The following is a 14,133-nucleotide window of genomic DNA, read 5'->3' on the forward strand; positions in this document are numbered from 1 at the left end:
GCCCTCACCCGCACTCGACGCCCTCACCACCCGCGAGGCCGAGGTGCTCAAGCTGGTCGGCCACGCGCTGTCCAACGCCGAGATCGCCACCCTCCTGTGTGTCAGCGAGGCCACCGTCAAGACCCACCTGCACCGGGCCATGGCCAAGCTCAACCTCGCCAGCCGCGCCCAGGTCGTGGCCCTCGCCTACGAGTCGGGCCTCGTCGTCCCCGGTCAGGAGGCCCCGTCCCCCGCCTGACCGGCCGCGGACCTGCAGAACCACCGCCCGGCCGACGGCAGCAGAAGCAGGACGATCACGACCCAGTCGAGCACCGACCTGCTGAACACCGCGCCCGCCGTCACGGTGGAGTAGAGGGCGAGATCGAGGACGACGAGGCCGATCCACAGCAGGTGCGCGCCGATGATCGCCCACCGCAGGTAGGTCCGCCGGCTCGACCACCGGCTCAACAGCCACCCGTTCAGGGCGGGCATCGCCGCGCCGTAGACCAGAACGAGCAGTACGAGCCAGTCGAAACTGGCGAAGAACGAGCCCACCGTGATCGCCAGCCCCACCAACCCGAAGGCCACTTCGAGGGTGATGACGAACTGAGCCGCCTTGATCGTCCGCGGCATCACAGCCACCTCAACGCCGCTGTTCCCCGTCACACCCACATTCTGCGCAATTCCACCCCTCAACCGGCAGACCCGCTTTCAGCGGACGATGCCCCGGCGACGCGTCGGAGATCCTCGATGCCGTTGCGCGGAGTCGTCGTTCGGGATGTACGTTGATTCGTTCAACCGGCTGTGAGCCATCTTGGTCCACGCCGACCCGCAGCGAATCCCTGGCCGGGCTCGGTCCGGCCACGCTCATCCGCCGCTGCGCCGACCCGCCCGAATCCGAAACGGACGACATTCACCCCGCCGCCACCGGCGTGCCGCACACCCTCGCCTGGTTGGCTTGGATGGACGTCATGTGCGCTCTTCCTCGCCCGAACCCTCAGTACGGCACCCGCAGTTCCGGAATGATCCTGACGTTCTTCGGCACCATCTGGTGGCTCGTCGGCTCCGTCGTCCTGGACGGCTCCGCCCGTACCACCGCCCTCGTCGCCGGAGCCGTCCTCGCCGCGACCCTGCTCGTCCTCGCTGCCCGCCGCCTCGACGGAACCGGCGGGCGCGAGGCGTACGAACGCAGCGCGCGCATCTTCAAGTGGAGTAACGTCGGCCAGGGAGTGGGGATCGCGGTCGTCATCGCGGTCGGGAACATCACCGGCGGGTACAACTGGATACCGGCACTCATCGCGATCGTGGTCGGCGTGCACTTCTTCCCGCTGGCGCGACCGTTCGGCCGCCTCGAGTACCGCTGGACCGGCAGCCTGCTCATCGTCGTCGGCGTGGCCGGCTGCGTCATGGCGCTCTCCGGGGCCTCGGAGTCCGGGGTCCAAACCGTGGCCGGTCTGGGCTCCGCCACCGTCCTGTGGGCCACGACGGCGTGGTACCTCGTCTCCGGCGTCCCTGACAGATCCACGCCGCGACAGCGAAGCGCCGACACAGGTTCCTGATAGGTGTCACGGCCGCGATCGCTTCGATCCCGCAGCGGCCAGTCCTTGTCGTGGTCGACCACGGCTGTCAGGCCACGCTCGGCCAGGGCAATGATGTCGGGCTCGCCGATGTCCAGGCCGGTGGCCCCGCTGAGCATCTCCGCGCATCCGGGTGGCCCGGCAAGGACGCTCGGGCGGCCGGGCTGAGGCACCTCGGCCAGGCATGCCGACAACCCGGCACGTCGAAGAGCTCAAGCCCTTGGGCGCCTTATAGGGGCACGGCGTCCTTCACAGTTGGCCGCGGCGACTCCCGCTCACCACGAACGCGGTCCTCTTCGGGGATGACCCCGATCGCGACCTCCGGAGGATCTCGTCGAGACCTGACGACGACGTCCAGGGCACCCCCACGGTGGCAGATTGGCGGAACCGTAGAAGCAATCCACCAAGGGAGCGGCGACGTGACCGATAAGAAGCTGTGGGGACGACGTGGAATCGCCGGACTGGCTGCCACGCTTGCGTTGATCATCGGAACGGCGACGGCGTCCTTCGCCGGAACCGCGCCTGCCGACCCTGGGCCCCGGCTGGTCGGATCCGCGGGCGGCAAACTGACCAAGTCGTTCGGGCCTTGGGCCGGGGACCCGGTGAAGTTCCAGATCGAGGCCCGTGGCGGACCCGGCACCACGAAGGGGAATTTCAAGGTGTTCCACGGGAACGGCAGGACCGGTGGCGTCGTCGCCGAGTTCGAGGGGAAGATCACCTGTCTGCTGGTGGGCGGTGCGGTCGCCGTCGCCACCGGCGTCATCACCCGTGGTTACGCGAACCTTACGAATGAGAAGAACGCCGACGTCACCGGCCAGAAGGTCTCGTTCACCGTGCACGACAACGGCCGTTCCGACAGGCTCTACTGGATGTGGGGGTTCATGAACGCGCCGATCAACGATTGCCAGGGCACGGCACCGATTCTCAAGACGAGCCACGGGAACTTCAAGGTCCATGACTGAAAGGGCAGGCGATCTGGCGCACGTCGAGCGAGACCGCGCGCCCTGCATCCGCGCGGAGGCGCTACGGTCTCACCGATTCCCGATGTGTTCCCACAGCGGCGGGATCTTTAAAGGTTCAGGTCAGAGCATTATCGCGGAGGGACGGTAAAACCGTCGGCTCAGCCTACGCAGTTCGGATCGTGCACCTGCCACCAGCGGTAACAGCAGCTCAGAGGCCCTGCGGGGCCTCTCCTGCGTTTCGGGGGGTATGCAGCCGGACGCCGCCGTGAGCGGCCTGTTGTCGCAGGTCCCGGAATATGTCCAGCATGGATCATGGAGTGTTTCCCCTGGTCGGCGGCGAAGAAGGCGGCGGCGCGGGTCAGGAAGGCGACGCGGGTGACGCCCTTTTCATCGGCCAGGATCTCCACGTAGGCCAGGCGGGTGTGGTCGTCGATGGCGGTGTGCAGGTCGTCGTAGCCGCGGCCGCGAGCAGCTTGGCTGCGGCCGTGGGCGCGGTGGCCGCCGCCGTCGGGGATGCGGCCGAGCTTCTTGACGTCCAGGTGGATCATGTCGCCGGATGCGGGATGTTCGTAGCGGCGGGAGCTCTTGGGTGGGCACTCTTGCGGTGGGCGCGGATCGGTGTGCCGGTGAGCGAGTCACAGGCGGCCAGGGCGGGCACGTCGTGGCGGCGCAGGATGCGGGGACGGTCCGGGCCGGTACTCCGGTCGCTCGGGCGATGTGGTCCGGTCCGGCTCGCAACTGGGCGCGGGCGGCCAGGACTTGTCGTTCGGTCTGTGCCGGGGCACGGCGTGGGCGGGAGCGTCACCCGCTGCGCCGCTCCGTCAGCGCATACATCTTCACCACCGGCTGGGGAGACCCGGCCATCACCCTGCGCGTCTACGCCCACGTCATCCATGAACAGGCCGCCATGGCCGCAGACATCTTCGCCACGGCCGTCAGGATCGCGACATTGTCCTGACAAACACGAAGCCCCTGAACCGGAAACACCAGTTCAGGGGCTACTTGCTGCAGAGCCGACGAGGGGAATGGAACCACTGACCTTCTGTTTACAAGGCCCCCAAACGATCTTCACGATGGTTCAGACCCGTTCGCCGCGCCGGTCGCCAGACATGCGGCTGTTCAGGTACGTTCACCTCAGCTCATGATCGTCTAATCGGGCGGCTCCCAGAAATCCAACTACACGGGCCCCATTCCCAGGACGGAATAGAAGGCATCTGCCCCTGGCGGCTGGGCTCAGTGGATACGCTCCAGAAGCCAGGCGATCAGAGCGCGGGTAACGCCAGCGATCACGGCGCTGATAGTGATACGGACGATCTCCCCCTCTTCGGACGGCTTGCGGACGCGCTTGCTCATGCTGCCTCCATACTGATGATCTCCGGTGTGAACACGGGGCCTTGCAGCCCCACGGAGTCAGTAAGGCAGAAGCAGCACTAAGGATCATGGGCCAACATCGCGGGGTTCTAAGATGAGGTTCATGGTCAGAGTCAAGCCGAGTGCTGCAGATACCGAGCTACTTGATCGCTTACGGGAACTGGGCTTTGTCGTTAGCAGTGCGCAGCTTGAACGATGGCGGCATGTTGGTGTACTGCCCCCCAATAAACGTATTTATCTGGGCCGAGGCAAGGGTTCCGCGTCTGAATACGTCGGAGACTCATTGGAAATCGCAGAAGCGATGGCGGTGACGACTCGGCGGGGACGTTCCGTACATGAAGCGATCCTCCGGATCTTCACTGTCGATCCGAGGCATAATGATCTGTTGGAGGAAGGACTCCAAATTCCAGAACGAGCAATTCATTCTTCGCTAGAATGGTTTATTCGAGAGGGAGATCAGACGCTCGATCGACGAATCGAGCGCAGAATTCGGCGTTCGATGGCATCTCCTGATGACGCGGCAGAGATCGCGCGGAGGCTGACAGCGACGCATTATCGCGATCTATTCCGTCATCCGCCTCCCACATCGAAGCTTAGAAGCAAGGTTTGGGCGCCTCCCGAACCTCACAACATAAACGAAGAGGCGTCTCGGCTGTCGATCAGGTTCGCTGGCGACGATGAGCCCGGAGCGGATTTGATCGCCGAATTGATTGTATCTGCACTTCCCGAGCACATACTGGATTCTACGGGTGGCCGATTCGCGGCAAAAGAAAGGCTTGCATCCCTGCTTGCAGAGCGAGAGACCGCAGATCAGCCGCCGATCAAGTTGCCAATGCTGCAGACTATGGATGTGACACTTCGATTCCTATCCGAGGTTGACATCAAGCGGATTCGCGATGCCAGAGACAAGTTGGCATGTGTATCCGAGATGGGGAATTTGTACATACATGCCGGGGGGTCGGATGCCGCAAAAGAGATGTCAGACCGCATGCTGAATGCTACGACCGAGTCAATCGATGCGAACTTTCTCTTTCATATAGCGCTTCCCATTGCAAGCACTCTTGCCCAGGATGCGTGGCACAGGATGGCATCGCTGATCATCATGCTCTTAACTGAATCCGACCGAAGTATCCTGAGCGCCCTTGATTCGCTTGCTTTTGCTGCCATGCCGCACCGATTTGCTCTGAATCAAGAATTCTAGGACGTCAACAGCCGTCCTCGGCAACACCTCTATCCGCATAATCAAAACTTGCGCCGCCAGCGTCGCCCATTTCCGATTGGACTGGGTTTCTGTTTCCCGACCCGCGCCAGTGGGCTCCTTCTGGCGAGGTGTCGGCGACGCTGATCTCGATGGCACGTGTTCAGAACATGCTCCGGTATACGGCGAGTACCGCGTAAACAGGTGGGCCAGGGCTGAGGAACGAAGCCCTGGCCCTTCGATCGCCCGCAACCACATGCGGTGACAGGCCATGCAGGGGCGATCGTGAGGGCTGTAGCTGTGCGGCGGCGCGGCAACCCCGGCCGGAGCGTTGGGTCAGGGCGGCGGGGCCGGCGTGCGGTGGCCGGCCCGGTGTCCCGCCGCCGTCCGGGACCGGCCCCCAGGCCGCACGCCCGGACGGCGGATGGGCGGATGGCCGGGGTACAGCGGCGCGCCGCGCCGCCGCTTGATACCTAAGAGATCAATTCGGCAGGTTTTTGAGGGCGAGTGCCCAGGGGTAGCTGTCGTTGCGTTCCCCGCCAGAGTTGGGTGGGTGTGGCTCGAACTGGCCGGGGCCGAGCAGAATGTGCACGCCTTCGGCTCGGAGTTGCTTGACGCTGTGCTGGAACGGGGCGCGTGCGGCCAGGGCGCTGTTGACGAAGGGGAGGATGACGACGGGGATGCCGAGGCCGGGGGCTTCGGAGAGTACTCCGAGGGCGTAGGTGTCGGTGATGCCTTGGGCGAACTTGTTGATCGTGTTGTAGGTCGCGGGGGCGATGATGATGGCGTCTGCTCGGGGGGGTCGGGGTTCGTGGGGTTTGCGGTATTGGCTGCGAACGGGGCGGCCGGTCTGCTTCTCCAGCGCGGAGGCGTCGATGAAGTCGAGTGCTGATGGGGTGGCGATGATCTGGACGCTCCAGCCGGCCTCTTGGGCGAGGGTGACGAGGCGGCCGACGTGGGGGGCTGGTCCTGCGGCGCAGACGATGATGGAGAGGACCTTGCCGGGCTGGGTCACGCGATGACTCCCAGGGTGGCTGCGTACTCGCGGGCTTCACGGCGGACGCTGATCGGGGCGGTTGCCAGGATGTCACGTACCAGCCGGAGGGCTGTGGGGCGGCCGGTGATTTCCTCGGGGGCGATCTCGCCTGCGGCGCGCAGGATGTTCAGGGCCTTGTCGTGGTGGTTCCACATGAGGAAGGCGCGGGAGGTGTCGAGCAGGAGCGTGGCTTTGCGTTCGTTGATGGGGAGTCGGTCCAGCTCGACCTGGCGGGCATAGTCGATCGCGGTGCCTGCGTCGCCGAACCGCAGGGCGACGTTGACCCAGTGACACAGGACGTTGTTCGGGCCGAACGCGGTCCACATGTGGTTGCCGTCGTGGCCGAGCCGGATACCGGCCTGGGCGGCCTCGTCGAGGAGTTCGGTGGTGTTGTGGCGACTTCCCGTATCAGCGGCGGCGATTGCTCCCCGGAGCAGCAGAGACCCGTAGATCGACAGGTCCTCCGGAGAAGGCGTGGAGAGGTCAGCGGCCATGCGTTCGGCCGCGCCGCGGGCCGCATCGGTGGCGGCGTGGTGGTGTCCCCCGTCCATCAGGGCGTGGGTGATGATGCGGGAGCTTGAGCCGATCATGAGAGGGCTTTGGCTGGCGTGTGCGGCTTGGACGCTACGGTCGGCTGCGAGCCAGGCCAAGCCCTTGTCCTCCTGCTTGAGCAGGATGGAGGCGGTCACGTGGTACGCCTCAGCGGACAGGGCTTGCGCTCGTAGGCGGTCGTCGCCGTCCAGGAAGGCGCAGGCATTACGGAGCTTGCTCAGGAGAGCGGGGAGCTTGGCGATTACCTCGGTGTATCGGCACGCCTGGTAGTTGCGCTTGGCGGTGGCGACCGTCTGTACAAGAGTTCCGAGGTCAATAGATCTGTCGGCGGGAGGGGAGTAGTCGACGATGACGGCGGCAATCTTCTCGATGCCGAGGTCTCCCCCCTGGACCGGCTGGCCGAGCACGGCGCTGAAGAGAGCCGCTCCGGTCAGACCAACGAATTCGCGGCGTCGCACGTCTTTATCGTCCTCTACGAGTCCGGTACGAGTCACGGCGAGTGGTGCATGTGCCATGATATCGCCCGCTATGGAGGCGTTTCCGGTAGCGCGAGTGCGTCTGGTGGGGATGAAACCCAGGTCTTCCGGGTCGAGGTGGGTGACTTCGGTCAACGCCAGCCGGTACGGCTCTCGCGGCCACGCGACCTCGCCCGCCTCCCATCGACGTATGCGCTCCTCGTCGCAGGCCAGCTTGTATCTGATGCCGCTTCTACTGAGATTGACCATTTTCGCCATTTCGGCCCGGGTCAAATCAGCCCTCTCACGCCACTTCCGAAGGCGAATATTCATCTCCTTTTCGGACATATCAAGCCTTCTTTCAAGTCGGAGTGGCTAAAGGGGGTTACTGGGGGGCCTAGAAAGGGAGTCCCCACATTCTTCTTTGCCGGTGGACTTGCCATCAAGCAACAAGGTAAGCGGGCTTCCGCCGTAGGGAGTACCGGAGACGACTCGCGAAGAGATGGCGACGGTGACCCGGCCAGATGCGAACTGCGAGACAGCACCCTGCCCAGCGTGTCGGGGACGCGGTAACAAGCTCAAAGGCTCGCGCCGCGCCCTCCTGATCCGCACTGACAGGGAGGGAGCGGAAGAGATCGAGGAGCGGGAGCGTCTCGACCGACTCGGAGGCGGCCAGGCCGAAGGGAACGGGAAAATGAATGCGATCAAGATGGCGGCGTTGAACGGCTTCCCGCAGGACCAGGGCGAGGGTGACATGCTCGTCCGGCTGCGCGACCAGCTCACCCGCCTCGGCGTCAACGCCGAACTGCGGGACAACAACACCGCGCTGATGGTGCACAAGCCGGAGCCGGGTCTGCCGGTGTGGGTGTTCGTCGGGTTCGGCGGAGCCTACTACTCCTGGCAGAGCGCGGAACAGCGGCACCCGACCGGCGATCCGGAGGGCGCGGCGAAGCTCCTGGCTGAGTCCATCGCCAGGTGATGGCCGGCGCGGCGGGACGAGTGCGCTTCCTTCCGGAGGCGCTAGGAATCGCCGCCTCGTCTCGTCGCGCCTGTTCCGGCAGGCAGTTGCAGTGGTGGCCCCCGCGGCGACCTTCCCCGCCCGGTTGCTGTGCTGCCTGCCGGCTTTCTCTATAGGACTTCGGCTTGCGTCAACGACGTGGACAGGCCGCGACTCGCCGGATACTCTCAAACTTGGTATAACAACCTGTCGGCTGTTGGATGGTCATGATGTCGCTTGAGTCCGTACCTCCGAAGTATGCGCAGCTTGTGGCGACTTTGCAGCGGCGCATCGAGTCGGGGGACTACCCTCCAGGCACGCTGCTGCCCAGCGAGAACCAGCTCATCCAGGAGTTCAGCGTCTCCCGTCCCACTGTGGTGGCCGCCCTGCGGGTGCTGCGTGAGCAGGGGTGGATCGAGTCCCAGCAGGGCAAGGGGCGCTTCGTGCGCGGACGTCCGGCCATGGCCTCCGTCGAGCAGAAGCGGCCCGGACAGGCGCATCTGACCAAGCCCGAGACCGACACCGCGGGCGAGGTTGTCGAAGTGGGCGCGGTGGCCGCGCCGAACCGGGTTGGTGTGCTGCTCGACGTGCAGCCCAAGAGCAAGGTGTTCGTCCGCCGGCGGCTCATCGCGCGCGATGGCGAGCCGACCGAGTTGGTGTCGCTCTGGTTGCTGTTGGAGCTTTCCGAGGGTACGGATCTCACCAGCGGTGAGCCGTTGCGGCAGGGCTTCCGGGAGCATCTTCAGGCGCGCAAGGGCATCCGGTTCGATCACATCGTGGAGCAGATCACCGCGCGTATGCCCTCGACCGACGAGGCCAAGCAACTGGGCATGCCCAAGAACACTCCGCTCATGGCGGTCTTCGGCGCGGTCCGCGACGCCTCCGGCCGACCTTTGGCCGTCGTAGAGGTTCTGCTGCCCGCTGATCGTCACGAGTTGGAAGACGCCTACCCGATCAGGTGATCAGACTGCCGTCTATGCGCAGCGGAAATCCCAGTCGCTGGCGCTGAGGTCGCTAAACTTCACAACGACGGCTCTACCGTCTTTGGCGTCCTCGCCCCATTCCAGATGGACATTGGCCTCGTCATCCACTCCGGCAATTGCGGCCCTGCGATAGTAGGCACCGAGTTCCCCCGCCGACAGACCGGTACTGAGGAGCAGTCGGATCTCGTAGCGGCAGTAGTCGCCATTTCCACTGCCGTTCTTGTCGAACTCGGCTTCGCTGTCGCCGGCGCTCCGTGTTTCAGGAGGCAGCGGGATGTCCAGCACTCGCTCATGAAAGTCGTCGAGCCGGGCATCGTCGCGCCACACCGGCATCATGATCAGCAGGAACAGCCCGACCAGCGGGGCGATCACGACCACGGCCAAGCAGCCCCACAGGATTCGCACCAGTTCCTCCTCGGATGTCGGGCCATCGGCTTGGGCGACTGTCTATCGCATGGGTGACACGCCCGTCACCTCACATCTAGTCACTTGACCTACCAAGCTACAGAGGTCTAACTACTTGAAAGGTCGAGTGCCTGTCATCCAAGAGAGGAACCGACGTTATGGCTCTGCAAGGCCCCATCCCCGTCACCTTGGCCATGGTCTTCCCACACGGCTGCTACATCGTCGGCGAGGTCGAGCCCGTCAAGGACTTCGACGCCTCCGCCGGCGGCCGGTTCGTGCAGGCCCGCGACAAGCAGACCGCTGAGCTGGTCTGGCAGGTCGCGGTCATGGACGGTGACCCGACCCTCAAGCCCGCCCAGAAGACGGTGGCGGTCAAGATCCTGGCCCCGGTTCAGCCGGTGCCTCCTCAGCCGATGCCGGGGCTGCCGTTCACGCCGGTCGAGTTCGACGGCATGTCTGTCACCCCGTACGTCAACGCCGCCGGACGCCTCGCGACCCGAACGCCGCTACCAAAACGCGCATCGTGATCAGCGAGCTCAAGACCAGGCGATCACGCCGTACCCTCTGCCTCACTCTCGAACTGGTCGAAGTGATCAAGCGCCACAAGGCCGCTCACAACAAGGAACGCCTCAAGGCGGGCGGAGACTGGACGGAACACGGCCTGATGTTCCCGACAGCTTTCGGCAACCCGTCTGACCCGGACACGTTCTCGCACCTGTTCTCCCGTCTGGCCAAGAAGGCGGGCCTCGGCCACTGGCACCCGCACGAGCTTCGTCACTCCGGCACATCCCTCATGCTCGCCCAGAGCACCCCGCTCCACGTCGTGTCCGAGGTCCTCGGCCACGCCAGCATCGCCATCACCAAAGACGTCTATGGTCACCTACTCGAAGGCGACCGGCGCGCGGCAACGGAGGCCATCTCCAGCGCTCTTCTGGGGAAACAGCCCCCAGTGGCTCCCGAAGACGCCGAAGACACAGGTTGAAGATCCGAAAGCAGAAGGCCCCTGGCGGCGTAACGCCTGCTCAGGGGCCTTTCACTTGCAGAGCCGACGAGGGGAATCGAACCCCTGACCTTCTGTTTACAAGACAGATGCTCTGCCGATTGAGCTACGTCGGCACGGCCTATCAGTGTAGACGCTGGCGACGCCTGTGACGAGCAACCTCATACAGCGCCACCCCGGCCGCCACCCCCGCGTTGAGCGACTCGGCCGCCGCCGCCATCGGAATGCGGGCCACCACGTCGCACTGCTCGCGTACGAGCCGCGACAGCCCCTTGCCCTCCGAGCCCACCACGACCACCAGCGGCTCGGCCAGCAGGTCGACGTCGCCGATGTCGCTCTGGCCGGCTCCGTCGAGGCCGACGACGAAGAGGCCGGCCTCGCGGTATTCGCGCAGGGCGGCCGTCAGGTTGGCGGCGCGGGCCACGCGCAGGCTGGCGAGGGTGCCGGCGGAGGTCTTCCACGCCCCGCCCGTGACGCCGGCCGAGCGGCGGGACGGGATGAGCAGCCCGTGCGAGCCGAAGGCGGTGGCGGAGCGGGCGATGGCGCCGAGGTTGCGCGGGTCGGTGACCGAGTCGAGGGCGACGATCAGCGGCGCCTCGGCGGCGTCCTGGGCCAGTTCGACGAGCTCCGACGGGTGCGCGTAGTCGTAGGCCGGGATCTGCAGCGCGATGCCCTGGTGCACGCCGCCCTCGGTGAGGCGGTCGAGCTTGTCGCGGGTGACCTCGAGCAGGGCGATGCCGCGCTCGGCCGCGATCTTGATGGCGTCGCGTACGCGGTCGTCGTTGTCCAGGCGCTGGGCGATGTAGAGGGCGCCGGCCGGCACTCCGGCCTGCAGGGCCTCCAGCACCGGGTTGCGCCCGCCGATGTGCTCCGGAGCGTCTTCCGAGCGGCGCTGCGGCCGCGCGGACGCGTCGCGGCGGGTGCCGCCGCGCTCCTCGCGGGCGACACGCTCGGCGCGAGCCTTGTCCTTGTACCAGTGGCGCATCTCGGCGGGCGGGGTCGAGCCCCGGCCCTCGAGTGACCGGCGGCCCTGCCCTCCGGTGCCTTTGGACGGGCCCTTTTTCTTCGCGGGCCTGCCCGAAGCCCTACCGCCTGCTGCCATGCATCAAGGGTACTCGGGCCGTCGGCCGACTACGTCCACATCGCCTGTCACCACAAAAGCGGATGAATTCCACAAATTCTCCATCAAGTCCGCCTCCGCGCCGACGAACCACTTGAGACTCAGTGGCTCAGCTCCCAGCGGGCCCCGTGCGGCGTGTCCTCCACGGTGATGCCGGCCGCGGCGAGTTGGTCCCTGATCGCGTCGGACGCCGCGTAGTCCTTACGCTCCCTGGCCGCCTTGCGCTGCTCCAGCGCCACCGCCACCAGCGCGTCCACGACGGGCGTGAGGTCGGAGCCGGCGCCCCGCCACTGCGGCGAGCGCGGGTCGAGGCCCAGGACGTCGAGCATGTTCTGGGTCTCGGCCAGCAGCCGCGCCACGGCCTCCTTGTCGCCGCGCGCCAGCGCCACGTTGCCCTCGCGCACCACCTCGTGCACGACCGCGAGCGCCTGGGGAGTGCCGAGGTCGTCGTCGAGCGCGTCCGCGAACGCCTGCGGCAGCGGCGCGTCGGCGTCGACGTCGTGGATGACCTCGGCGGCCCGCGTCACGAAGCCCTCGATCCGCTGGTACGCCGCCGCGGCCTCCAGCAGCGCCTCCTCGGAGTACTCGATGGAGGAGCGGTAGTGCGGCGCCGCCAGGTAGTAGCGCAGCTCCACGGGCCGGACCTGCTGCACCATCTCGGGGATCAGCAGCGAGTTGCCGAGCGACTTGCTCATCTTCTCGGCGCCGATCTTGAGCATGCCGTTGTGCATCCAGTAGCGGGCGAACCCGTCGCCGGCCGCCTGCGACTGCGCGATCTCGTTCTCGTGGTGCGGGAAGATCAGGTCGATGCCGCCGCCGTGGATGTCGAACGTCGGGCCAAGGTACTTCGTCGCCATCGCCGAGCACTCGAGGTGCCAGCCGGGACGCCCGGGGCCCCACGGGGTGGGCCAGGTCGGCTCACCGGGCTTCTCGCCCTTCCACAGGGCGAAGTCGCGCGGATCGCGCTTGCAGGACTCGTCGTCGGTGTCGGCGGCGGCCCGCATGTTCTCGGGCTTCTGGTTGGAGAGCGAGCCGTAGCGGTCGGCGTAGGACGGCACGTCGAAGTAGACGTCGCCGCCGGACGCGTAGGCGTGACCGCTCGCGATCAGCCGCTCCATGAGCGTGATCATCTCCGGCACGTGGCCCGTGGCCCGCGGCTCGACGGTCGGCGGCAGGCAGCCCAGCGTGTCGTACGCCCAGGTGAAGGCGCGCTGGTTGCGCTCGGCCACGACGAACCAGGGCACGTTCTCCGCGGCCGACACCCTGATGATCTTGTCGTCGATGTCGGTGACGTTGCGGCAGAACGTCACGTCGTATCCGGAACGCGTCAGCCAGCGCCTGAGCACGTCGAAGTTGACGCCCGAGCGGATGTGCCCGATGTGCGGGGGAGCCTGCACGGTCGCCCCACACAGGTAAATCGACGCCCGGCCGGCTTCGACCGGGACGAATTCACGGGTGGCGCGCGTGCTGGTGTCGTAGATGTGCAGGCTCACGAAAGAAAGGCTAACGCCTTGACGCCCTCACCACGTCGATAAATCAGCCCCGCAAGAAGACCCTGTCCGGAGAGATTCGTACGACAAGTCGTTCGGTGCCCGGCTTGTCGTGCCAGGACTCCCCCTTGTACTTCTGCGACAGCTCCTCGATCAGCGCCCCCTCGGGGTCGGGCGTCATGGTCACCCGTCCGCGCACCTCCACGTACCGGTAGGGGTTGGCCGGGTCGATGACCAGCAGGGCGGCCCGCGGGTCGCGCTCGAAGTTACGCGGCTTCCTGCGCCCCTTCACGGTCGAGAACAGGACGTCGTCGCCGTCCGTACGTACCCAGACGACCGACGACTGCGGCCCTCCATCGGGGTTCAGGCTGGTCACCGTGGCGTAATTCGGCGCGTCCAGGAGCTTGCGGACATCTTCCGTCAACTCTGCCATGCGCGGTCTCCCTTGATCGGTCCTGACCATCATTGTTCTGTAGGCTCGAGATCGCCATGGACGTGACTCCCCCCTCTACGCTCCGCCGCCTGGGCATCGCCCTGGCCGGGCTCGCGGTCGCCGCCCTCGCCGGGGCCGCGTGCGCGCTCTCCTTCGACGACCTGCGCGCGCTGGCCCTCACCGGCGAGGCGAGGCCCGACCTCGCCTTCCTCTACCCGGCGGCCTTCGACGCGCTCCTGCTGGTCGCGCTGCTCGGCGTGCTGCTGCTGCGCCCCGCCAAGGCTCTCGTACGCGCACAGGCGGCGTTCGTGCTGGTCCTGCTGATCGTGGCGGCGGCGGCGGTGAACGTGGCGACGGTCATGCGCTTCGAGTTCTCCGTGCGGGAGACGGCCGTGGGCGTGGCCCTGGCGCCGTGGGTCATGCTGGCCCTGGCGCTGTGGCTGTGGTTACTGCTGCTCAAGCACGTCCAGGGCCATCGGGCCATGGAGCGCGCCGACGACCTCGCGGATGAGCCGGACCCGGACCCGGACCTCGTGCCCTTCCACGGCCACCAGCCCCAGGCCACGCCCCCGCCC

Annotated in this window: 16 protein-coding genes, 1 tRNA gene and 1 pseudogene; 9 read left to right on the forward strand and 9 right to left on the reverse strand. The window is 66.3% G+C overall.

Annotated elements, in window-relative coordinates:
• Positions 1–238: response regulator transcription factor (locus tag FAF44_RS46975; protein ID WP_237109957.1), on the forward strand; the 238-nt coding region annotated here is incomplete at its 5' end.
• Here FAF44_RS46975 and FAF44_RS46980 read toward each other — a convergent pair.
• Complete coding sequence (locus tag FAF44_RS46980; RefSeq protein WP_237109958.1) at positions 214–612, reverse strand: hypothetical protein; 399 nt, start codon at positions 610–612, stop codon at positions 214–216. The genes FAF44_RS46975 and FAF44_RS46980 overlap by 25 nt on opposite strands.
• Before the next feature lie 389 nt (positions 613–1,001).
• Between FAF44_RS46980 and FAF44_RS46985 the strand changes: the two genes are divergently transcribed.
• Positions 1,002–1,538: a hypothetical protein gene (locus FAF44_RS46985; RefSeq protein ID WP_237109959.1), complete on the forward strand. Its 537-nt coding sequence runs from the start codon at positions 1,002–1,004 to the stop codon at positions 1,536–1,538.
• Between the two features lie 437 nt (positions 1,539–1,975).
• Positions 1,976–2,518, forward strand: a complete 543-nt coding sequence (locus FAF44_RS46990; RefSeq protein WP_237109960.1) for a hypothetical protein — start codon at positions 1,976–1,978, stop codon at positions 2,516–2,518.
• Between the two features lie 338 nt (positions 2,519–2,856).
• On the opposite strand, the pseudogene FAF44_RS46995 reads toward FAF44_RS46990, so the two are convergent.
• Positions 2,857–3,099 (reverse strand): annotated as a pseudogene (locus FAF44_RS46995) (IS481 family transposase); the annotation flags it as partial.
• Positions 3,100–3,992: 893 nt separating this feature from the next.
• Here FAF44_RS46995 and FAF44_RS47000 point away from each other — a divergent pair.
• On the forward strand, positions 3,993–5,090 hold the full coding sequence (locus tag FAF44_RS47000; RefSeq protein WP_237109961.1) for a hypothetical protein: 1,098 nt from the start codon (positions 3,993–3,995) through the stop codon (positions 5,088–5,090).
• A gap of 478 nt (positions 5,091–5,568) precedes the next feature.
• Here FAF44_RS47000 and FAF44_RS47005 read toward each other — a convergent pair whose 3' ends face one another.
• Positions 5,569–6,102 (reverse strand): flavoprotein, encoded by a 534-nt coding sequence (locus tag FAF44_RS47005; RefSeq protein WP_237109962.1) that lies wholly within the window; start codon positions 6,100–6,102, stop codon positions 5,569–5,571.
• A complete protein-coding gene (locus tag FAF44_RS47010; protein ID WP_237109963.1) occupies positions 6,099–7,478 on the reverse strand; it encodes a helix-turn-helix transcriptional regulator in 1,380 nt (459 codons plus the stop codon). The genes FAF44_RS47005 and FAF44_RS47010 overlap by 4 nt, the downstream gene beginning before the upstream one ends.
• 346 nt (positions 7,479–7,824) lie before the next feature.
• Between FAF44_RS47010 and FAF44_RS47015 the strand changes: the two genes are divergently transcribed.
• A complete protein-coding gene (locus tag FAF44_RS47015) occupies positions 7,825–8,109 on the forward strand; it encodes a hypothetical protein (protein WP_237109964.1) in 285 nt (94 codons plus the stop codon).
• Positions 8,110–8,354: 245 nt separating this feature from the next.
• Positions 8,355–9,089, forward strand: a complete 735-nt coding sequence (locus FAF44_RS47020; RefSeq protein ID WP_237109965.1) for a GntR family transcriptional regulator — start codon at positions 8,355–8,357, stop codon at positions 9,087–9,089.
• Between the two features lie 12 nt (positions 9,090–9,101).
• Here the strand turns inward: FAF44_RS47020 and FAF44_RS47025 are convergent, their stop codons facing one another.
• Positions 9,102–9,515: a hypothetical protein gene (locus FAF44_RS47025; protein ID WP_237109966.1), complete on the reverse strand. Its 414-nt coding sequence runs from the start codon at positions 9,513–9,515 to the stop codon at positions 9,102–9,104.
• A 158-nt stretch (positions 9,516–9,673) separates the two neighbouring features.
• On the opposite strand from FAF44_RS47025, the gene FAF44_RS47030 reads away from it, so the two are divergent.
• Together FAF44_RS47030 and FAF44_RS47035 are read left to right on the forward strand one after the other, a co-directional pair.
• Positions 9,674–10,042, forward strand: coding sequence for a plasmid replication, integration and excision activator (locus tag FAF44_RS47030; RefSeq protein WP_237109967.1), 369 nt, complete (start codon positions 9,674–9,676; stop codon positions 10,040–10,042).
• A complete protein-coding gene (locus FAF44_RS47035) occupies positions 10,039–10,497 on the forward strand; it encodes a tyrosine-type recombinase/integrase (protein ID WP_237109968.1) in 459 nt (152 codons plus the stop codon). The genes FAF44_RS47030 and FAF44_RS47035 overlap by 4 nt, the downstream gene beginning before the upstream one ends.
• Positions 10,498–10,558: 61 nt before the next feature.
• Here the strand turns inward: FAF44_RS47035 and FAF44_RS47040 are convergent.
• From FAF44_RS47040 to FAF44_RS47055, 4 genes are all read right to left on the reverse strand, one after another.
• Positions 10,559–10,631, reverse strand: a tRNA-Thr gene (locus tag FAF44_RS47040).
• A gap of 8 nt (positions 10,632–10,639) precedes the next feature.
• The gene (rlmB, locus tag FAF44_RS47045) at positions 10,640–11,617 is read right to left on the reverse strand and encodes a 23S rRNA (guanosine(2251)-2'-O)-methyltransferase RlmB (RefSeq protein WP_237109969.1); all 978 of its coding nucleotides are present in this window, start codon (positions 11,615–11,617) and stop codon (positions 10,640–10,642) included.
• A 119-nt stretch (positions 11,618–11,736) separates the two neighbouring features.
• Entirely contained in the window at positions 11,737–13,128 is a 1,392-nt protein-coding gene (gene cysS / locus FAF44_RS47050) for a cysteine--tRNA ligase (RefSeq protein WP_237109970.1), read from the reverse strand.
• A 43-nt stretch (positions 13,129–13,171) separates the two neighbouring features.
• Complete coding sequence (locus FAF44_RS47055; RefSeq protein ID WP_237109971.1) at positions 13,172–13,558, reverse strand: PPOX class F420-dependent oxidoreductase; 387 nt, start codon at positions 13,556–13,558, stop codon at positions 13,172–13,174.
• A 62-nt stretch (positions 13,559–13,620) separates the two neighbouring features.
• Between FAF44_RS47055 and FAF44_RS47060 the strand changes: the two genes are divergently transcribed.
• A partial coding sequence (locus FAF44_RS47060; RefSeq protein WP_237109972.1) for a DUF2637 domain-containing protein occupies positions 13,621–14,133 on the forward strand: 513 nt, incomplete at its 3' end.

The organism is Nonomuraea sp. MG754425 (assembly GCF_021699195.1).
Taxonomy (GTDB): domain Bacteria; phylum Actinomycetota; class Actinomycetes; order Streptosporangiales; family Streptosporangiaceae; genus Nonomuraea.